The sequence below is a fragment of the Falsiroseomonas sp. E2-1-a20 genome, assembly GCF_051433195.1.
Taxonomy (GTDB): Bacteria; Pseudomonadota; Alphaproteobacteria; order Acetobacterales; family Acetobacteraceae; genus Falsiroseomonas.
In genome coordinates this window covers 1-19,483 of sequence record NZ_JBHMFT010000050.1, presented here as the reverse complement: position 1 = coordinate 19,483, position 19,483 = coordinate 1, and the positions used below count along the sequence as shown (strand labels likewise).

The window sequence follows — 19,483 nt, the reverse complement described above, 5'->3', positions numbered from 1 at the left end:
TTGGCTGATGTGGACACCGCGAACCACGCCGGGTGCGGCACCTTACCAAGGGGTGGCACCGTCATGGCTGCGCCGACGGCCTGGCGGGCGCCATGGCACAGGAACGCGCCCGTGCACGGTTATCAGCAGCCTACGCGACCACGCTCCTGCATGATCCAGCTGAATTTCATCGGACCGGTTCGCGGTGAGTGGTGTGGGTCGCGACAGCTACGCAGCGGTGCCGCGGATCACGTGAGACGCCGCGTTAGCTACGCCAGGCCGCACCTGGTGGTGGTGCCGGCGCTACCGGCAGGGTAGCCCCAGGGGGCCGATGCCGAAGCCTTGACGGTAGCTCTGCACCAGTTCGCAGTCGGCTCCACCGGCACCCTGTCGCGCCTGCGGCCGAAGAACCAGCAGCAGCCGGGCTGAACCTCTGTCTGCCGCCTCCTCGCCTTCTTTAGCTGGTCTCGACAGCTTCAAGCCGACCGCCGCGGTTCCTTGAAATGCCCGTCGCCCAGATATGGGCCCGCCTGGCGGAGGCGCAGATGCGCTCCATGAGGGCATCGGTGTCTGCGCCGGTTCGGATGACCGTGCGGGCCGTGCTGGTAGCTGGGTTCCGCTTCGGCATCCGCCGGCTCTGTCTACATCTGATAAAGGACATTATCATATGCAGAAAACCAGCCTCTGACAGGGTGAGCAATCTGTCGGCCGGCAGGATAGCGCTTGCACGACGGTCTAGGATCGGACCTCTGATTGGCCGCGGGATGGAGCGGCCGGATGGACCGCCCCAGCTCCGCCCGTCGGTCAGCCAAGGGTGATGTTGGCGTCCCGGATCAGGTCCAACACCTGGCTGCGTTGCGATGTCAGCCACGCACTGAAAGCTGCCGGGCTGTTGCCGATCATGATGGCGCCAGCAGGATGCATCCTGGCCAGCACTTCCGGCGCCTTTGCCGCCGTGGCGGCCGCTGCGGCGATGCGATCGATGGCAATACGTGGTGTGCCCTCGGCAGCAAACAGGCCGTTCCAGTCATTCAGATCAAAGCCAGGGAAGCCAGACTGTGCAAGCGTCGGCACATCTGGCAGGGACGGCGGCCGCTCCAGGCTGGTGACCGCCAGAACCCGCGCCTTGCCGGCCACCACGGGTGGGCGGATGGAGGAGGTGGTGATCAGCACGGAGTCGATGTTGCCGGCCAGGATGTCGCGCGATGCGTCGGCGCCGCCGCGATACGCCGCGTGTACCAGTTTGATGCCAGCCCGCTTCTCGAAGGCGGCCAGCGCCAGATGCGCCATGCCGGCCGCCGGCGGTGTGCCGATCGTGATGCTGCTAGGCCGGGCCTTGGCCTGTGCGACGAAAGCCGCGATGTCCTGAGCCGGAAAGTCCGTCTTCACCGCGATGACCTGCGGGAATGCGGAGATCTGCGTCACCGGGACGAAGGCGGTGGCGTAGTCGAAGGGCAGGTCGCGCATCAGCGCCGGGTTGGTGAGCTGGTTGGCGGCGTCCACCAGGAAGGTGTAGCCGTCCCGCGGCGACTGCAGCAGTGCGTTGGCGGCGATCACCGCGTTGCCGCCGGTGCGGTTCTCGATGACGATGCTCTGGCCGAGTAGTTCCTGCATGGTCGCGGCGATTGAACGCGCTGCGGTATCGGCAGCGCCGCCCGCGGCGAAGGGAACGATCCAGCGGATCGTGCGCGTCGGCCAGGCGTCCTGCGCCAGCGAGGTTCGTGCCAGGAAGGGCGTGGCCAGAGCCGAGGCAAGCAGCGTACGGCGGGTCAGGGAATTTTTCATTGTCGTTTCCTCTCCTGTTATGTCTTATCGTTGTGGTTGTTGCGCCGACGCCCCTGCTAGCGCCCGGACCGGTCCGGAGACCGGTCCGTTGCAATCAGGCCGGCATACGTGCGAGCTCCCGCGCAACGGCGTCGCCCATTGCCTCAGTGCCAACCTGCGTCGCGCCTGGCTCCATGATGTCCGGCGTCCGCAGTCCCTCGGCGAGCACGCGGCGCACCGCCTGCTCCAGCCGCGTCGCGGCCTCCGGCTGGCCTAGCGAATGCCGCAGCATCATCGCCGCCGAGAGGATGGACGCCAGTGGATTCGCCAGGTCCTTGCCGGCGATGTCGGGGGCGGAGCCGTGGACCGGCTCGAACAGCCCTTGCCCGTTCGCGTTCAGCGAGGCCGAAGGCAGCATACCGATCGAACCGGTCAGCATCGCCGCCGCGTCCGACAGGATATCGCCGAAGATGTTGCCGGTGACGATCACGTCGAAATCACGCGGACGGCGGATCAGCAGCATGCAGGCGGCATCGACATACTGGTGGGTCAGCTCGACCTCCGGATAGTCGCGGGCAACCTCGATCACCACCTCGCGCCACAGCGCGCTGGTCTCCAGTACGTTTGCCTTGTCCACGGAGCACAGCTTACGGCGCCGCTTCTGCGCCGCCTTGAAGCCGGCATGCGCCACGCGGCGGATCTCGCTCTCGGTGTAGCGCATGGTGTTGATGCCAACGCGCTCGCCACCCTCGGTGATGATGCCGCGCGGCTGGCCGAAGTAGATGTCGCCGGTCAACTCACGCAGCACCACGAGATCGACGCCCTCGATCACCTCGCGTCGCAGGGTGGAGGCGCCGATCAGTTCGGGGAAGGCGAAGACCGGGCGGAAATTGGCGAACAGGTCCATGCGCTTGCGCAGCCGCAGCAGCGCATGGCCGCCGCGTGCCTCGGGCGGACGAAGGTCGCTTTCATAGGTGCCGGCGGCACCGAACAGCACGGCATCCGCGCGCTCCGCCAGTTCAGCGGTGGCGTCGGGCAGCGGGTCGCCGGTCTGGTCGTAGCCGGCATCGCCGATCGGTGCCTCGGTAAAGCTGAACTGTGGCCCATTAGCCGCGAGCGCGCGTAGCGCCTTCACCGCCTGGGTGGTGACCTCCGGGCCGATGCCGTCGCCGGCAAGCACCGCAATGTGCATGGAATGCGTCCTCAGAAGTTCTCACGCCCGAGCCGACGCTCGAAAGCGGCGATGTCCTCGTGGTGCGAGAGGGTGAAACTCATCTCGTCGATGCCCTCGAGCAGGCATTTCCGCGCGAAGGGATCCACCTCGAACGGGTGGACGGTGCCGTCGGCGGCGGTGACAGTCTGGGTTTCCAGGTCCACCGTCACCTCCCCCTCCGGCACAGCTTCCGCCTGCGCAATCATCGCCGCAACCGTCGCCGCCGGCAGGCGGACCGGCAGCAGGCCATTCTTCAGCCCGTTCTGGGCAAAGATGTCGCCGAAGGAGGGGGCGATGACGGCGCGAAAGCCATGCCCATGCATCGCCCAGACCGCGTTCTCCCGCGAAGAGCCGCAGGCAAAGTTCTCGCCGCCGAGCGCGATTCGGCCGCTGCGCCATGCTGGGCGGTTGAGTGGGAACTGCTCGACTTCGCTGCCATCGGCGCCATAGCGCAGGTCGCGGAACAGGCAGGCGCCATGGTCGGCGTTCCGCGCCAGGTGCAGGAAGCGCGCCGGCAGGATCTGGTCGGTGTCGATGTTGTCGCGGGCGAAGGGCACCGCGACCGAGCGTACGGTCCCGAAGGGCTGCATCATCCGGCCTCCATCAGGCGGCGGACGTCGGTGATATGCCCAGTCACCGCCGCCGCGGCCGCCATTGCCGGGTTCATCAGGTGGGTGCGTACGCCTGGACCCTGGCGTCCACGAAAATTGCGGTTGGAGGTAGAGGCGACGCGCTGCCCCGGCGCCGCGATCTCGCCATTGGTACCAAGGCACATGGAGCAGCCGGACTCGCGCCAGGCGAAACCGGCCTCGCGGAAGATGCGGTCAAGCCCCTCCGCCTCCGCCTGTCGCTTCACCTGCGCCGAGCCCGGCACCACCCAGGCGGTGACGCCTTCCGCCACCCGGCGGCCGCGGGCGACGCCGGCAGCCGCCCGCAGATCCTCGATGCGGCCATTGGTACAGGATCCGATGAAGACGCGATCGACCGGGATCTCAGCCAGGAGCTGCCCGGCTGCCAAGCCCATGTAGTCCAGCATCTCCTGCATTTCAGCGCGTCGGCTGGCACTCGGCGCCGTGACGGGGTCAGGCACACGGCCATCCACGGCCACAGCTTCCTGTGGCGAGGTGCCCCAGGTGACGGTCGGCGCGATCGTTGCCGCGTCGATCTCGACGGTCCGGTCGAAGGTCGCGCCTTCGTCGCTGGCCAGGCTTCGCCAGCGCCGGACGGCGGCGTCCCAGGCCGCACCGGAAGGCACGTTCTCGCGGCCGGCGAGGAAGGCGAAGGTGGTCTCATCCGGCGCGACCATGCCAGCCCGCGCGCCGGCCTCGATGGTCATGTTGCACAACGTCAGCCGACCCTCCATCGAAAGTTCCCGCACCGCGGAGCCGGCATATTCGATGACATGTCCAGTAGCGCCGGCGGTGCCGATAGTGGCAATGACGTGCAGGATCACGTCCTTGGCGGTGACGCCGGCGCCAAGCGTTCCCTCGATGGCGATGCGCATGGTGCGCGGCTTGCGCTGCCAAAGGCACTGCGTCGCCAGCACATGTGCCACTTCGGTCATGCCGATGCCGAAGGCCAGCGCGCCAAGGGCGCCATGGGTGGAGGTATGGCTGTCGCCGCAGACAATGATCATGCCGGGCTGGCTGATCCCGAGTTCAGGTCCCACCACATGCACGATCCCCTGGCGCGGGTCATCCAGGCCATACAGCGCGAAGCCCTCCGCCGCCGCATTGCGTTCCAGCGACAGGACCATCTCGCGCAACGCAGGGTCCGGGATCTCCGCGGCGATGCGGGTGTCCGTCGGCATGTAGTGGTCGGGTGTGGCAAAGGTGCGCTCCGGCGCGCGCATCTTCTGGCCGCGCGTCTTCAGCATCTCGAAGGCCGGTGCCGTGCCGTCATGCAGCAGATGGCGGTCCACGTAGAGCAGGGTCTGGCCATCCTCGCGCTCCAGCACGCGGTGGCGGTCCCACACCTTCTCGAACATCGTGCGCGGCTCAGGGCTCATGCGGCGCCTCCCGGATGGGCGTCACGCAACAGGCGGAGGTAGTCCGCCTCCGTCGCGCGGCGCGGATTTGTTAGGTGATGGTGGTCACGCAACGCGGCGGCGGCGATGGCAGGCAGCAGATCCGCCGCGATGCCCATCGCCGCGAGCCCGGCCGGCAAGCCGATCTCCGCGCTGCGCGCAGTGATCGCCGGCGCCACCGCGGCGGCCCCGGGCAAGCCCATCGCCGCTGCCAGCGCCGGCAGAACGGCGGCGATGGATGCCTCGTTGAAGCGCAGCACATGCGGCAGCAGCACGGCGTTGAGCGTGCCGTGATGCGGCGAGACGGGCAGTGCGCCCAGGGCATGCGACAGCGCATGCACCGCGCCCAGCCCCTTCTGAAAAGCCAGCGCGCCCTGCACCGAGGTCAGCATCATCGCCGCGCGCGCGGCGTGATCGCCACCATCCGCCACCGCCATCGGCAGCGCCCGCCAACCACGCCGCAGCCCGTCCAGCGCGATGGAGTCGGCGATCGGGTTCTCGCGCGGCGAGCACAGCGTCTCGATGCAATGCGCCAGGGCGTCCATGCCGGTGCCTGCGGTCAACCGTGGCGGCAGGCCGAGTGTCAGCAGCGGGTCGCAGATCGCCACGCGCGGGATCAGGTGGGGGCTGCCAATCGAGACCTTGCGCCCGTCATCCAGCACGATCAGTGCGCCGCGGCTGACTTCGCTGCCGGTGCCCGCCGTGGTCGGCACTGCGACCAATGGCGCGGCCGCAGCGGTGATGCGCCCTAGGCCGCCCTCCACCACCGCGTAGTGCGCCAATGGCGCGGCCGGATGTGTCGCAACCAGCGCGACAGCCTTGGCGAGATCAAGCGACGATCCGCCGCCCAGGCCGATCAATCCATCCGCGCCGTGCGAGAGAAATTCGGCGGTCGCCGCGCGCAGAGCGGCCTCGGTGGGGTTGGCCGGAGTAGCGTCGAACACCGCGCAGGACATTCCGGCGGGCAGTGCGGCACGCAGGCGGTCCAGCAGGCCCGCTGCAACAACGCCCGGATCGGTGACGACCAGCGGCCGCCGGATGCCGGCGAGTGCCAGTTCGGCGGACAGTTCGGCCAGGGCCCCCTCGGCGAACTGGACGCGATTGAGGAAGACCATCAACGCCATGCCTGAGCTCCTGCCGCCACCAGCGCGGCGACGTGCAGGACAATCTGGGTCATTTCTGCGGATCGGTCGACCGCCTCCCTCGCCTGCATGTCTGGTACCGCAGTGACCACACCTCGCAGCGACCTTGGGAGTTGCGGCGTGTGCCTCATCAGCCCGCGCCCCACTGCCCGAAGCTCTCGATCTCCAGGCTAGCCGCCTTCTCGAGGCGCGGCGCGCACCGCCAGATAGTCCTCGAGCGCGACCCGGTCCGCCGGGGGCGTGTAGGCCGCAGGAGTTACGCCGGTGAAGATCGTCGCGTCGTCGAACCAGCAGCGTGGCGGCGGATACCCCCAGTCCATGGTGTTCGCCCGGCGTGCGGCATCCCAGCGCACGGGCTCCTGCTCCAGGTCGGTCATGTGGTGCGGCGCTTCCAGCACCAATTCGACGCGATGCCCATCCGGATCACGAAAATAGACGTACTGGACATGGCCAAGCCCATGCCGGCCGGGACCTCGCTCCACGGAGGAACCATACTTGTGCAGCCCCGCGGCATCGCAGGCGCGAAACATGTCGATCATGCTCGGCGTGACGTAGGCGAAGTGGTGCAGCCGAGGCCCCGGCCCCGCCAGGAAGACCAGATCCCACGGAATGTCCTTGCGGTGCATGAAGGCGCCCACCAGCGCTTCATGCGGCCGGCCCACGATGTAGTCCGAGGTGCGAAAGCCGAGCGAGGTGTAGAAGGCGCAGGCCGCCGGCACGTCTACCATGTGGATCTGCTTGTGGTCGAAGCGCAGCGCCGCGCCGCCAGGATGATGGTCCGTCTGCAGCAACCTGCGATCGACCGCCGGCATGCGCGCACAGAGCTCCAGCGGCGTCCCCATGGGATCGGCGGCATGCAGTGTCCTGCCCTGGTACGGCACCTCGACGAACCGCGACGGCAGGCCGCAGGCGGCGAAATGCGCGGCCGCCTTGTCGAGTTCCTCCTCCGTCTGCACCCGCAGCCCGACGCGCTCGCAGGCGGGCGCCTCCGTGGTTGCGCGCAGCACCAGGCTGTGGTGGGCGATCTCCTCGATGCCGCGCAGCCAGGCCGTATCGTCGTCCTGTTCCGTCACCACCAGGCCGATGACGCGGGTATAGAAGGCGATGCTGGCAGCAAGGTCGCGCACCGTCAGCACCACATGGCTGGAACGCGTGATGTTGAAGGGCGGGTAGTGGAGGGGCGGCGGGATCGCCATGGCGCGGACTCCGGATCGGCTCAGATCTTCCTGAACCAGGGTTCGTTCTCGACCTTCAGCGGCCCGTTGATGCGGGCTACCGCGTTGTACCAGGCCACCGCCATGACGAGGTCCATCGCCTCGCGCAGCGTGAAGGCCGGGACCAGCGCGTTCCAGGTCTCGTCGCTCACCTCGATGTCCCGCGTCGCCTCGACGGCGTAGCGGCATACGGCACGTTCCCGGTCATTGAACAGCGGCGAGGTTTCCCAGGCGTCGAGCGCCTCGAGCTGGGCATGCGTAACTCCAGCGCGGATCGCGTGGTTCCAGTGGTGGTCGAACTCATAGGCGGAATTGGCGGTGCGCGCGGTCATCATGATGCCGAGCTCGCGGTGGTGCTGGTCCATCACCGAACCGTGCCGCATCTCCCGCGTGAAGGTCAGCAGCGCCTCCATAAGGTTGGGCATGTTGGCCAGCGCAAGGAAGACGTGCGGCGTCGGAACGCCGCGCTCCCGCTGCATGCGGTCATAGGTTGCCCGGTAGTCCTCGGGATAGTCCTCCCGGCTCGGCAGGGGCACGCGCGCCATGGTCGGGGCTCCGGTTCAAGTCGTCAGGATCGGCGAAAGATGGAGATCGAGCGTCGGATGCGGATGCGCCATCCGGCGGGCGTGCGGACGAACTCGTCATGGTACTCGACGATCGAATCCGGTCCGGCCAGCGGCGCCTCGCCCGCCGCATCGCCGTCGTGCCGGTACACGGTGGCGTAGGAGATGCCGCGCGCCGTGTCCGGCCCCGTCACATCCACCAGCGCGTTGGTGGAAACATGCCGCACCACCGGCGCGCGTGGGCGCTGCCGCATGAAGGTCCGCAGCGCCTCGTGGCCCTGCAGGCTCGCCTTCGGACGGATCCAGGCGCCGTCCTCCGTGAAGATGCCGACGAAGCGGTCCTCGTCGTAGCGGTCCGCGGCGACGGCGTAGGTGGCGATGAGCTTCAGGCAGTCCTGCTCGATCGCGCGGCGCTCATCCTCCGTCATCGCGGCTTCGCTCATGTGATGCCGATGTTGCGGTCGCGGATGACGCGGCCCCATTCCTCCCACTCCCGCTCCACCTTGGCACGCAGCGCGGGCAGGGACAGCGGCTCCGTCAGCATGGAGACCTCGGCGGCGCGGCCGCGGATCTCGTCGCTGCGGGTGATCTCCGTGATCTCCTTGTGCAGGCGCTCGATGATCTCGGTCGGAGTGCCCGCGGGCGCGAGCAGGCCAAGCCAGAAATCCATCGCGAGGCCGGGCGCGACGGTCTCCGAGACCAGCGGCGCGTCGGGGAAGATAGGGGACCGTCGCTCGCCCACCGTGGCCAGTACGCGTCCGCGGCCGGACGAGATCAGCGGCCGCGCGGTCAGCACGTCCAGCAGCGCGACATGGACATCGCCGGCGAGGAAGGCGGCGCCCAGCGGGCCGCCGCCGTTGTAGGGCAGGTGAACCATCTCCGTGCGCGTCTGGCCCATGAACATCTCCATGGCGACATGGCTGAAGGCGCCGACACCGTGGCTGCCCAGGTTGTACTTGCCCGGGTTGGCGCGAAGCTCCGAGACGAAGTCCTCAACCGTCGTCGCCGCCACATTCTGGTTGACGACAATCACCGAGGGTCCGCTCAGCGTGATCGCGATCGGCTCCAGGTCGCGCGGGGTGTTGTACGGCGGCGGCCGACGCAGGTGCGGCGAGATCAGGAAGCCACTGTTCGAGGCATAGAGGATGGTGTGGCCATCTGGCGCGGCGCGCACCGTGGCCAGCGTGCCGACGATGCCACCGGCGCCCGGCCGGTTCTCCACCACCACGGTGCGGCCGAGGCGCTGGCCCAGTGGCGCGGCGAGGATGCGGGAGAAGATGTCGGTCTGGCTGCCCGGCGCGGCTGGCGAGATGAGGGAAAGGTTGCGGCTCGGGTAGCCCGCCTGGGCGCGCGCCATGAAGGGCGCGGCCGCGACCATCGTTCCTGTTGCCGCCAGCAGCCCACGGCGCGTCGTGCTTCGCATGGGGTCCCCTCCTTATTTTTTCTTTGTGGCCAGGACGGTTCCACGCGGTGCGTCACCACGTCAAGGAAAAATCGATATTTGTGTGTCAGCCCGCGGCCGTGGCATCCGGCGTGACGAGACCGGAGAGGTCTCCGGCCACGCCTATCCGGATCGGCATGCAGTCCTGCGGAATTTCCTGGCGGAACCTGAAGCCGCGCGACGCGGCCTCGTCCAGGAAGCGCGGCAGATGCGCGACGGCGCCGTTCGGCAGGTCGTGCAGTACCATCAGCGTCCAGTCCTGCCGGCCGATTTGGTCGAGGGCGGTGTCGCACCAGCCCTCCGGATCGGCGAAATCGCGTGGCACCGCGTTCCAGGTGACGCAGCTGTAGCCCCCGTCGCGGAGCAGTCGCACCGCTTCCGCATTCAGCAGGCGGCGGTCCAGGTGACCGCCGCCGCCGAAGGGGCGGAACAGCCGAAGCGGGTGCGCAAGCTCCCCGATCGCGGCCTGCGTACGTTCGATTTCCGCGGTGACGATGCCTGGCTCCTCCACCTGGCCGAACGGCGTCGAGTGGCTCCAGCTGTGGTTGCCGATCCAGTGGCCATCACGCCAGGCGCGCCGCATCAGGGCTTGGCCCTGCGGCGTCGCCGCCTTGCTGCCGATCACGAAGAAGGTGGCGAGAAGGCCGCGCACGGCCAGGATATCGAGCACCTCCGGCGTCACCGCCGGCTCCGGCCCGTTGTCGAATGTCAGCGTGAGATCAGGCACCTTGCCCCCATCGGCTGCCGCCGCCCGCGATCCGCGGCCCTTGATCGCTGAGGCCCTGGTTGCGCGCGGCGTTGGCGATGTCGTCCGCCGTGCGCTGGAGATGCGCGGCCAGTAGCGCCACCGCCTGGCCGGCGTCACCCTGCATCACCGCACGAAAAATTTGGTCATGCTCGGCTGCCACGTCGCGGGACAGACCGCGGACGAATCGCGACATGCGGCGGTAGCGTTCGCTCTGCTCATACAGCGTGGTGCGGAACCGCATCAACCAATCCAGCCCACAACCGCCGACCAGGGCGGCGTGGAAGCGAGCATGCAGCGCGGACCAGGCGTCATGTTCCTCGGCCGGCGCCTCGGGCGGCGGATGCCGGATGGCGCGCAGCGCCTTCCAAGCCACCTGAACCGATTCCTGCCACGCCGCGCCGCCGCGCGCCATGGAGCGCCGCAGGGTGAGGCATTCGATCTCGATGCGGGTCTCGGCCAGGTCCTGCAGGTCCGCCAGCGTCAGCGGGCTGGCGCGAAAGCCGCGCTGGTCCTCCGCCACCACCAGCCCATCGGCCACCAGTCGCGACAATGCTTCCCGCACGATGGCGGCGCTGACCCGGAAGCGCTGGCTCAGCAGCACGATCGGCAGCTTTTCCCCCGGCAGTATCCGGCAGGCAATCAGGTCGGCCCGGAGGCAGGCGTGGACTGCCGAAGTCAGCGTCCGAGCCTCCTCCGCCCCAGGCATGGCGAGAGTGATGGCGGTCGGGGTCGTGCGTTGGGATGCGGCGTTGGCCATGGCCGAGAGATGGCGAAAGACGCTATCAAGGTCAAAGGAAAAACGATATTCCACAGGCATAGGTGCCTGGCGGTGCCTGTGAGCCGGCGGAGCCCGGCGCCTCCGGAGGACGCAAGCATGACCCAGAAGCTGCCCCTGCTGCCCACCACCGTCGTCGGCAGCTATCCGCAGCCCGCTTGGCTGGTCGATCATGAGAAGCTGCGAGGCCGGCTGGTGCCGCGCATCCGGACGCCGGATGTCTGGCGCGTGGAGGAAAGCCTGCTGGAGCAGGCGCAGGACGATGCGACGCGCCTGGCCATCCGGGACATGGAGCGCGCCGGGATCGACATCATCACCGATGGCGAGATTCGGCGGGAGAGCTATTCGAACCACTTCTCCTGCGCCCTGGAGGGGATCGAACACGCCATACCCGCCGAGATCACGGGCCGCACCGGAAAGCCGACGCTGGTTCCCCGCGTCGTCGGCCGCATCCGCCGCACCCGGGCGGTGGAAGTGCGCGACGTCGCCTTTGCCCGCGCCAACACCGACCGGCAGGTCAAGATCACGCTGCCGGGCCCCTTCACCATGACAGCGCAGTGCAAGAACGAGTTCTACGGTGACGAAGCCGAGGTTGCGATGGACTTCGCCGCGGCCCTGAACGAGGAGATCCGGAAGCTGAAGGCGGCCGGCGCCGATGTCATCCAGCTCGACGAGCCCTGGATGCAGGCCTTCCCGGAGCGCGCGCGGCGCTTCGCCGTGGCTGCCATCAACCGGGCGCTGGAGGGGATCGAGGGCACGACGGTCGTGCATCTCTGCTTCGGCTACGCCGCCATGGTGAGCAGCAAGCCCACCGGCTACTCCTTCCTGCCGGAACTCTCCGCGGCGTCGGCGCAGCAGATCTCGATCGAGGCGGCGCAGCCGAAGCTCGATCTCGGTATCCTGAAGGATCTGCCGGGCAAGACGATCATGGTCGGCGTGATCGACCTGGGCATGACGGAGGTCGAGACGCCGGACCAGGTGGCCGCGCGCATCCGCGCGGCGTTGCAGGTGCTGCCGCCGGAACGCCTTGTGCCGGCGCCGGATTGCGGCATGAAGTACCTGCCGCGGGAGAGGGCCTTCGCCAAGCTGAAGGCGCTGGCGGATGGCGCGGCCATCGTCCGCCGCGAAATCGCGTGAAGGTCCTGGTCTTCGGCGAGGGGGTCGATCTGGCGCTGGAGGACCTCGCCGCCGCCGCGCCAGGCTACGACTACGTCCTGGCCACCGACGAGGCGGCCACGCTCCGCGAGGCGGCGGAGGCCGAGATCATCATTGGTCTCGCCCATGTCATCCCTGGCCGCGTTCTGGCTGCGGCTCCCAGGCTGCGCTGGATCCAGGCGCTGACGACGGGAACCGATCAGCTGGAGGCGCTGCCGGAGTTGCGACCGGAGGTGGTGGTTACCGCAATGCGCGGTATCCAAGGTCCGCAGATGGCCGAACTCACCTTCCTGCTGATGCTGTCGCTGTTGCGCGACATCCGCGGCACTCTGGAACGCCAGGCTGCCCGCATCTGGGATCGCAGGCCGCAGAAGCTGTTGCATGGGCGCACCGTGACGATCCTCGGCGTCGGCTCGATCGCGGAGCACCTTGCCGAGCGCTGCCGGCTGTTCGGCATGCGGGTGATCGGTGTCAGCGCCGGGCGTCAGGAGGCACCTCATTTCGACAGGATCCTGCCGCGCGAGGTGCTGGCGGATGCGGCGGCGCAGGCCGACTTCCTCGTCGTCCTGGTCCCGTTCTCCGCAACGACGCGGCACATCGTGGACGCCGGCGTGCTGGCAGCGATGCGACCAGATGCGTTCCTGGTGAACATCGCCCGCGGGGCGGTGGTGGACGAAGCGGCGCTGCTGGCCTGCCTCGCCGAGCGACGCATTGCGGGTGCGGGGCTTGACGTCTTCGCGGTCGAGCCGCTGCCCGCGGACAACCCGCTGTGGGGCCTGCCCAACGTCATCATCACGCCGCATGTCGGCGGCGTCAGCGACATCTATATGCAGCAGGCGCTACCGGCCCTCGTGGCCAATTTGCGTGGCTGGCAGGCGGAGGGGCAGGCCGGATTGCGGAACCTGACACGCGCCGCCGCAGTGGGTGCGTGACTGATCATCGACTGGCGACCTATGCCGTGCCCTGCCTTCTCTGGTCCACATCTGCTACGGTCTCCTTTTCCGCAGGATGGGCCGGAACCCTGTGCATCAATGTGACATCCCATCATCCTCAATAGCGCCCCGTTTTCCAAATAGCTGGCGGCCAGCCGCATTGGGCCGTCGCTGTCGCCGTTGTTCCACCAGCTTCGCGAAGCGCTCCCCGGCTTGGCATTGACTGCTCCGGTTGTAGTGCTGTTCGAGCACATCCGCCGAGATGCCGAGCAGCCCGGCGGCAAGACCCGGATGATCAGGCGCAAGCAGCGGCGCCGTGGTGCCGATCGAGTGGCGGAACCGGTGCGGGCCGAAGCTTTGTCCAAAGCGCTGCAGCGTCAGCTTCGTCATGCGGGTGTAGATGGCATCCTCGGTCAACGGCGCGCCGTCCTTGCTGATCCAGAGGGCGTCCTCCTCCCGGCAGCGCAACAGGGCCGGGCGGATAACATCGAGGTAGCGCCGCAGGTAGGGCGTCAACCGATCCGGCAGATTGAAGCGGTCGGGCTTGGGTGTCTTCACCTGATCCGGCGTGAGCTCGATCCGGAAGCGCCCGTCGCGCTCGATCAACTCATGTCCGACGCACAACAGCGCCATGGAACGCAGGCGCCGGCCGCGGGCGGCGAACATGGCAATCAGCAGCCCGTCGCGGTAGGAGATCAGCCAATGCCGTCCCAGCGGCGGTGCCGCCTCGTCCATCATCTGCAGCCCCCACGCGAACAGCACGCGGATGTCCGGCACCAGCAGCGCTCGCTGCCGCTTCGGCAGCAGGGCGTAGACCGTCACGCCATGGGGCTTTCGGATCCAGGACACGTCCTCTCCCGGTGCAAGGATTTTCATGGCCACGCCGAGTTCGCCGAAGCGGCCGATGATGGTCCAGTCGGCGTTGCCGGCCGCGCGCAGGGCGCGGAAGTAGGCCCGCAGGCGCGCCGGCGTGACCCGCGCGAGCGGCGGCTGCGCCGCATCGAGCCAGCCCTGCGCTGCGAGGAAACTCAGCCAGCGGCCGTAGCCCTTGCGAACCTTGCCCTGCGACGTCTTGCGCAGGGAGGCGCCGTAGTACGGATCATCGAACGGGTCGCCCGGGGTGCAGCCGAGTACCCAGGCCGCCCGATCGCCCTCCGGCCACCACGCGAGTGGCCAGATGAGGCGGGGCTTGTCGGACTGTGCCATGTCAGCCGCGCCGCTTCCGGGGGGTCTTGGGCCGTCCCGGGACGGGGCCGCCGCGCCCGGCGCGGCCGGGGCGACGCTGGCCCAGCACATCCTCGTCGTAGCGGCGCGCGCTCGCCTCGCTCTCGATGCCGCTGTAGTGCCTGGTCGTGGAGACGATGGACTCGTGACCGAGCAGTTGCCGCACCTCCTCGTAGTGGCCAGGGAAGGCCTCCAGGAAAAGCCGGGCGGCGAGGTGCCGGAACTGGTGCGGTGTCAGGACCACCCCGACATAGGTGCGCAGCGCATCCTTGACCGCGTCACGCAGGCCCTGGTGCGACATCGGCCGGTCGCCAATACCCTGGATGGGGAACACGTAGGCGCAGCCTGGCACGGAGGGCGCCCGGTAGTCGGTGATCCATTCCTCAATCAGCTCCGCCGTGTCCCGCGACACCGGCAGGCTGATGGGCCGCCGGTTCTTCGTCTCCTCTGCCGGGACCAGGAGGTGCGTGATACGGCTTCGCTTCGGATCGGGCCGTTGCAGGTGCCGGTCGAGCCGCAGCCCGACGAGGTTGGCAAGCCGCACCGGCAGCTTGGTCAGGATCCCGACCAGCACGGCCCGCAGCGCAAGCGAGCGGGCCTGATCTGGCGAGGTGGCGCGCAGCAGGCGCGCGGCCTCCATGAAGGCCTTGGGTAGCTGCATCAACTCCTCATGGCGAGCGGGCTGCATTATCTCGCGGATCTGGCGCTCGTTCTTCTCGGTCATCCCCCGGTAGCTGAGCGTCACCGGCTTTCGCCAGCGCTGGATCTGCGCCACCGCCTTGGGGTCGAGCCGGACGTGGTGCCTGGCGATCATGGCCAGCACCTCGCCGACGTGGTGGCCCGCCGCCGAGGGGTTGCCCCCGGCGCGGGCGTACAGATAGCGGAGCGCGGCCTTGGCCCGGCTCAGCGGCGTGACCAGGCTCGCCAGCGAGGTGACCTCGGCGATCGGCACGCCGCTCGCCACCAGGGCGCTGGCCGCCCAGCGGGCGTGCGACTGGCGCAGTGCCACGGTCGAGGCGCGCAGCCGGCCCGTTGGGATCAGGAAGTCCGGATCGTCATCGAAGGGTTCGGTGCTGCCGAAATCGTCGAGGGCGCCAGCACCCAGTTGCTGCCCGAAGCTGGCAATGGCGGCTTGAAAGCTCTCCGGAAAGGCCGAAAGCCCCAGGACATAGGCGTTCTTGTTCCCGAGGCGCCCGACTGCCCGCCCGGTCCAGCCAGGGACACGGGTGCTGACGCGGTCCCAGCTGGTGCGCGCCGCGCCGACGGCCTTGCGCGGGAGCGTCGTCACGGTCCGCGTCCTGAGGTAAGTCTCGAAGGCGGCGAAGGTCTCGCGGCAGACCGCCTCGGGCGGGATGCCGTTCGCGGAGCAGAAGCGTGCCAGGCCGATCAGCCCGGCTCTCTGATACGTGTTGAGGCGATCGAGTTCGGCCTCCCAGGCCGGGATGAGTTGGCCGCCCGCGTGGTCGATGACGCCGCTCCGGCGCATCACGTAGCGCAGACCCGAGAGCACGGTGCGCATGGTGCTGTGGCTGATGCCGTGGCCTGCCGCGGAACGGTCGAGCACCCTTTCGCGCAGGCTCGCGGGCGTCAGCAGCACCTCCCTTGGGGGCAGGCCCGCCATGCGCGCGACGGTGGCAAGGTTGGAGACAAGATCCCGACGCCGGCTGTCCGAAAGGTCGGTCCAACCGGCGATGAGAAGCTGGGCATCCGCCACATTGAGCGGCGGCTCAGCGGCCGAGCCCAGGGGCAGATTGGCGAGGAGAGAGGGGGGTTTGATATGCATGTGGCCAACTCCGGTCAGTTGCGGACATTCGGGACTACAGTACTTTCCAGTCTCCTGCGGATTGGCGCGTGAGGTACTCACGATGGCCTCGCTATTCACGCCAATTCAGTCACTTGGAGGGATCATCGCCTGGAGTGTCTGCGGGCGCTGCAGGGTCGCCGACCGGCGCTTGCGAGCGGGCCAGGACGCGGCGGCTGAGGCGCCCGGCGATCAGCGCGCGGACGTCCTCCTCCCGGAAGAACACGGCTCCCCCGACCGGCACTGACGGCAGGTAGCCCTTCGCGACCCAGCGGCGGATCGTGCGCTCGGAGCGGTTGAAGAGGGCCATGACGTCGGCGACCGACAGCAGCGGCTTCAGAGGCCGGTCCAATCCTTCGTCGGCTGCGTCAGGACGTGGAGCAGCGCACGGCACAGAGATACTGCAGGGGAAGGGTTCGTGTTCCGAAGGGCGAGGCAGGATCGGGAGATCCCTGCTCATCCCTGGGGATGCGGAAGCACGGGCTGAGGCGGCGCCTCTGCAAGAGGTTTTTGTCATGCGAGTGACGCGCAGCGCGGGTGCAACGCCCTGATCAGGCGTTGGGGCCTAGGGAAGCGTAGGGAGGAAGCGGGGAGGGTGTGCATGTCGCCGGTGTGCCAGAAGCGGCCAACACCGGAGGTTCAGCACAGGTCGATTTACATGAACCTAGCTCTAAAGGTTATAATTCGCGAATTCGAATCAATCCTTTTCGGGGTGCAGGCTGCATAAAAGGCACAACAGATTCCAGATCTTCAGCCGCTTTCAGTATGAATTTCTGCGCTTCGGAATGGAAAACCAACTTCCTATAATCGAATTTCGGGACCTTTATTCCAGAGCTGTCGAGATTATAACCGAATTCTTTCATAATTTTTTCGTCCTTGTCCCTATGACCTAGAATTACCCATAAATATGAATACAAAATAGCTGCTGCAATATGTAGGACTGGCAGGCTTTTGCGAATTACTCTCTGCTCGAAATTAACATCCCCTATAATAAATGGCCAACGAACATGCTCCCCGGATTTTTTCGCTTTTTCACTATCTTCGAACTGTTGTCCAAAATAATCCTGGATCATTCGATCTAATGTCCTGGTTGTCCTGCTGTGCTTACTTCCTTTTACAACGGACTCTATCTCAGGCGACAGCGTGTCCGCCGCCGCGATCATTCTCCGGACAGTCCAATCAGTTTGATCGTGAATGCGCTTGGCTTCGAGCGCTGAAATTCTCAGTATATCCTCTGGATAGGGAAGTATCCCACCCGCAGCAGCCGGTACAGCCTTTAGAAAGGCGTCTATCGCAAAGCGGCAGGTTCCACGGTAGGCTTTAAGGGTTTTCGGATCATCAACGCGTGTTGGTGGGTGAGCTATAGACGCCATGATAATAGCTCCTCGAACAAGCTCGTCGCTTTCCCTAGGAATAAGGACAAAAAAGTCTTCTCCCTTTTTCTCGATTCGAATCATGTCTGTGCCTCTGATGCGTTCCAAAGATTAGTAAAGAAGCCTAACCCTTGTGCCTCCTATTGTCGTAGAACAAATCGGATGAAGCGTAGTCGCAGAGCAAGTTAGCGAAGGGCCGGCGGTGCCTCACCCCATTCCACTTGCTCTCCGCCAGCGCATCGCGAAGCCGGCCCGACGGTAGGATACGACAGCTCAAGAACGCGAAGAGCCCCATGACCTCGTGCTGAGATCATGGGGCTCTGGCGCCCTCCACTGGGGAGGGCTGGGTTGGGCGGCTACTCCGCCGTGCTGCCGAGGCGCATGCGGCCGCGGCGGCGCTGCTCGAGCACCGCCGCCTGGAAGGCGCGGAACCTGGGCATGTGGCTGAACCGCAGCAGGTAGCCGTCGCGGTTCAGCTCGATGTGGCAGTTCGCGCAGATCAACCAGCCATGCTCCGGCCGGTTCAGGCCGCGATGGAAGAAGTGGTCGAACTCGGCGCCCTCTGCCGACCCGCCCGCCCGGGTGAGCACGCGCGTGTTCTCGCAGCAGGGGCACTGTCCGCCATAGGGCTCGGCCGCCACCGCGCGGCGGATGGCCGCCTGGCTCGCCTCCGAGAAGTTCCGCCTGGTGCCGAGCAGCAGGTCCTGCGTCGAGAGCGTCAGGAACATCAGGTCGGCGGCATGCCGGTCGAGGACATCGAGGATGTCGAGCCGGTGATGCAGCCGCTGGAACTGCTGGTCGAGATGCGCCCGCAGCGGGTCATGGCCCACGGCGGGTGCGTCGTCCGGCCGCTGCATGGCGGCGCGGAGGACGGTGTTGCACCAGAGGTGGAACGGCGGCGAGAGGTAGCGGGCGTAGGTCAGCGCGAGCTGCCAGTGCGCCCAGGTACCGCCCTGGTTGCCGCGGAGGGTGGCGACGAGGCCATCGCTGTCGAGGTGGCAAATACCGGCGAGGCCGGCATTTGGCGCGAACAGGTCGTCAACGTTGGACGCGTGGGTGCCGGCATGGGTGCGGAAGCGCGCGGTCTCCTCGAGGGCGAGCCAGTCGGAGGGGCGCCGGTTCGGTGGCCGGTCTGCGGCCTGCCACATGTCGGTCAGGTTCAGCATGGCGCCGCGCAGGCGGATGCGGCTGCCCTGGTAGCTGAGGGTGGTGGTGGTTATGGGATCTCCAACACTGGGTTCGGCCTTGCTCAAGGGGCCGCGACGGTCGGCTTGGGAGCTACCGAGACCAGCCGGAGAGGGCGGAGAAGGCGGAGGCGGGTGAGGAGGCAGCAGACGAGGTTCAGCCCGGCCGCCGCCGTGGCGGGCCCTGGGGGGCGCACTGCGGGGCTGCCGAGCTGAACCCAGGCTGGTGTGGTAGCGAGCGCGGGCAACGGCCCGCGCCAAAGCCGCGTCGTGGCGCGGCGGACCGGCGCCCCCTCCCCGGCTGGTCTGGGGCGGCGCCGGGTGACCCTGTCGTCGGCACCCTCCGTGCCACCGCTGGCAGGGGAATGGTTCGCAGAAGCGGCCGGCTCAGTGCCGGATGCGCGGTGCCGGGCACGGGCGGCGTCGGGATGACGCGGCCGGTGTCCGCCGGGGTGGGATGACAGGGGTGGCGAGAGGCCAGCGTCCCCTCCCCTGCCGAAGCAGGAGCGGCGCGGGATGGCCAGCGGGCCTCGTTGCCGGGGCCTTGGTCAGATCCAGCGCCCGGCCGGCTCAGACGGCCTCGCCCCAGAAGCTAAAGTGGTTGCAGTCGGGGGGGCGAGGGCGTCGCGGAGCCGGGCGGGATCGTGCCTCTCGAGCCACAGATATGGGGATGCCACCGCGTACTTTCAAGTATGCAATGAACTGTAGCTGCGCGACTCAGCTCGATCTGCTGCTCGCCAAGATACTGGCCGCTGCGCAGCGCACCGCGGTCGCCGAGCCGAAGCACTTCGAGCGCGTCACCATTGACACCACCATCCTGCCTGAGGCGGTGACGCATCTTACCGACAGCAAGCTAATCCACCGCGGCATCGAGATGCTCAGCCGCCTCGCAGCCGTGTGCCAGTTTTACACGCGCATCTACTGAGCAAAGTTTAGCGCCTGATGCCCG

19 protein-coding genes are annotated in these 19,483 nt (G+C 67.6%); 3 read left to right on the top strand and 16 right to left on the bottom strand.

Annotated features, from left to right (window positions below):
- Positions 1-783 precede the first annotated feature (783 nt).
- The 11 genes from ACFHPP_RS27420 to ACFHPP_RS27370 form a co-directional block, all read right to left on the bottom strand.
- On the bottom strand, positions 784-1,764 hold the full coding sequence (locus ACFHPP_RS27420) for a Bug family tripartite tricarboxylate transporter substrate binding protein (RefSeq protein ID WP_437166421.1): 981 nt from the start codon (positions 1,762-1,764) through the stop codon (positions 784-786).
- A 94-nt stretch (positions 1,765-1,858) separates the two neighbouring features.
- On the bottom strand, positions 1,859-2,935 hold the full coding sequence (gene leuB, locus ACFHPP_RS27415) for a 3-isopropylmalate dehydrogenase (RefSeq protein ID WP_437166420.1): 1,077 nt from the start codon (positions 2,933-2,935) through the stop codon (positions 1,859-1,861).
- Positions 2,936-2,946: 11 nt separating this feature from the next.
- Positions 2,947-3,549 (bottom strand): 3-isopropylmalate dehydratase small subunit, encoded by a 603-nt coding sequence (gene leuD, locus ACFHPP_RS27410; RefSeq protein ID WP_437166419.1) that lies wholly within the window; start codon positions 3,547-3,549, stop codon positions 2,947-2,949.
- Positions 3,546-4,964 carry a 3-isopropylmalate dehydratase large subunit gene (gene leuC, locus ACFHPP_RS27405; RefSeq protein ID WP_437166418.1) on the bottom strand — a complete coding sequence of 473 codons (1,419 nt, stop codon included), beginning with the start codon at positions 4,962-4,964 and terminating at the stop codon, positions 3,546-3,548. The genes leuD and leuC overlap by 4 nt, the downstream gene beginning before the upstream one ends.
- Entirely contained in the window at positions 4,961-6,106 is a 1,146-nt protein-coding gene (locus tag ACFHPP_RS27400) for an iron-containing alcohol dehydrogenase (protein ID WP_437166417.1), read from the bottom strand. Before ACFHPP_RS27400 ends, leuC begins: the two co-directional genes overlap by 4 nt.
- Before the next feature lie 188 nt (positions 6,107-6,294).
- Positions 6,295-7,320, bottom strand: a complete 1,026-nt coding sequence (locus ACFHPP_RS27395) for a VOC family protein (protein WP_437166416.1) — start codon at positions 7,318-7,320, stop codon at positions 6,295-6,297.
- 20 nt (positions 7,321-7,340) lie between these two features.
- Entirely contained in the window at positions 7,341-7,883 is a 543-nt protein-coding gene (locus ACFHPP_RS27390) for a carboxymuconolactone decarboxylase family protein (RefSeq protein ID WP_437166415.1), read from the bottom strand.
- Positions 7,884-7,906: 23 nt separating this feature from the next.
- Positions 7,907-8,344 carry a nuclear transport factor 2 family protein gene (locus tag ACFHPP_RS27385; RefSeq protein ID WP_437166414.1) on the bottom strand — a complete coding sequence of 146 codons (438 nt, stop codon included), beginning with the start codon at positions 8,342-8,344 and terminating at the stop codon, positions 7,907-7,909.
- The gene (locus tag ACFHPP_RS27380; RefSeq protein ID WP_437166413.1) at positions 8,341-9,324 is read right to left on the bottom strand and encodes a Bug family tripartite tricarboxylate transporter substrate binding protein; all 984 of its coding nucleotides are present in this window, start codon (positions 9,322-9,324) and stop codon (positions 8,341-8,343) included. Before ACFHPP_RS27380 ends, ACFHPP_RS27385 begins: the two co-directional genes overlap by 4 nt.
- 85 nt (positions 9,325-9,409) lie before the next feature.
- Positions 9,410-10,069, bottom strand: coding sequence for a polysaccharide deacetylase family protein (locus ACFHPP_RS27375; RefSeq protein WP_437166412.1), 660 nt, complete (start codon positions 10,067-10,069; stop codon positions 9,410-9,412).
- Complete coding sequence (locus ACFHPP_RS27370; RefSeq protein WP_437166411.1) at positions 10,062-10,796, bottom strand: GntR family transcriptional regulator; 735 nt, start codon at positions 10,794-10,796, stop codon at positions 10,062-10,064. The genes ACFHPP_RS27375 and ACFHPP_RS27370 overlap by 8 nt, the downstream gene beginning before the upstream one ends.
- A gap of 168 nt (positions 10,797-10,964) precedes the next feature.
- Between ACFHPP_RS27370 and ACFHPP_RS27365 the strand changes: the two genes are divergently transcribed.
- Complete coding sequence (locus ACFHPP_RS27365; RefSeq protein ID WP_437166410.1) at positions 10,965-12,002, top strand: uroporphyrinogen decarboxylase family protein; 1,038 nt, start codon at positions 10,965-10,967, stop codon at positions 12,000-12,002.
- Complete coding sequence (locus tag ACFHPP_RS27360; RefSeq protein ID WP_437166409.1) at positions 11,999-12,952, top strand: D-2-hydroxyacid dehydrogenase; 954 nt, start codon at positions 11,999-12,001, stop codon at positions 12,950-12,952. The genes ACFHPP_RS27365 and ACFHPP_RS27360 overlap by 4 nt, the downstream gene beginning before the upstream one ends.
- 96 nt (positions 12,953-13,048) lie before the next feature.
- Here ACFHPP_RS27360 and ACFHPP_RS27355 read toward each other — a convergent pair whose 3' ends face one another.
- From ACFHPP_RS27355 to ACFHPP_RS27335, 5 genes are all read right to left on the bottom strand, one after another.
- Positions 13,049-14,158, bottom strand: coding sequence for an integrase (locus tag ACFHPP_RS27355; protein ID WP_437166408.1), 1,110 nt, complete (start codon positions 14,156-14,158; stop codon positions 13,049-13,051).
- 1 nt (position 14,159) lies between these two features.
- The gene (locus ACFHPP_RS27350) at positions 14,160-16,058 is read right to left on the bottom strand and encodes a tyrosine-type recombinase/integrase (protein WP_437166407.1); all 1,899 of its coding nucleotides are present in this window, start codon (positions 16,056-16,058) and stop codon (positions 14,160-14,162) included.
- A gap of 10 nt (positions 16,059-16,068) precedes the next feature.
- The gene (locus ACFHPP_RS27345; RefSeq protein ID WP_437166406.1) at positions 16,069-16,329 is read right to left on the bottom strand and encodes a helix-turn-helix domain-containing protein; all 261 of its coding nucleotides are present in this window, start codon (positions 16,327-16,329) and stop codon (positions 16,069-16,071) included.
- Between the two features lie 325 nt (positions 16,330-16,654).
- A complete protein-coding gene (locus ACFHPP_RS27340) occupies positions 16,655-17,434 on the bottom strand; it encodes a hypothetical protein (protein WP_437166405.1) in 780 nt (259 codons plus the stop codon).
- A 272-nt stretch (positions 17,435-17,706) separates the two neighbouring features.
- Positions 17,707-18,603, bottom strand: a complete 897-nt coding sequence (locus ACFHPP_RS27335) for a KilA-N domain-containing protein (RefSeq protein ID WP_437166404.1) — start codon at positions 18,601-18,603, stop codon at positions 17,707-17,709.
- Between the two features lie 601 nt (positions 18,604-19,204).
- On the opposite strand from ACFHPP_RS27335, the gene ACFHPP_RS27330 reads away from it, so the two are divergent.
- Positions 19,205-19,459: a hypothetical protein gene (locus tag ACFHPP_RS27330; RefSeq protein ID WP_437166403.1), complete on the top strand. Its 255-nt coding sequence runs from the start codon at positions 19,205-19,207 to the stop codon at positions 19,457-19,459.
- Positions 19,460-19,483: the final 24 nt, after the last annotated feature.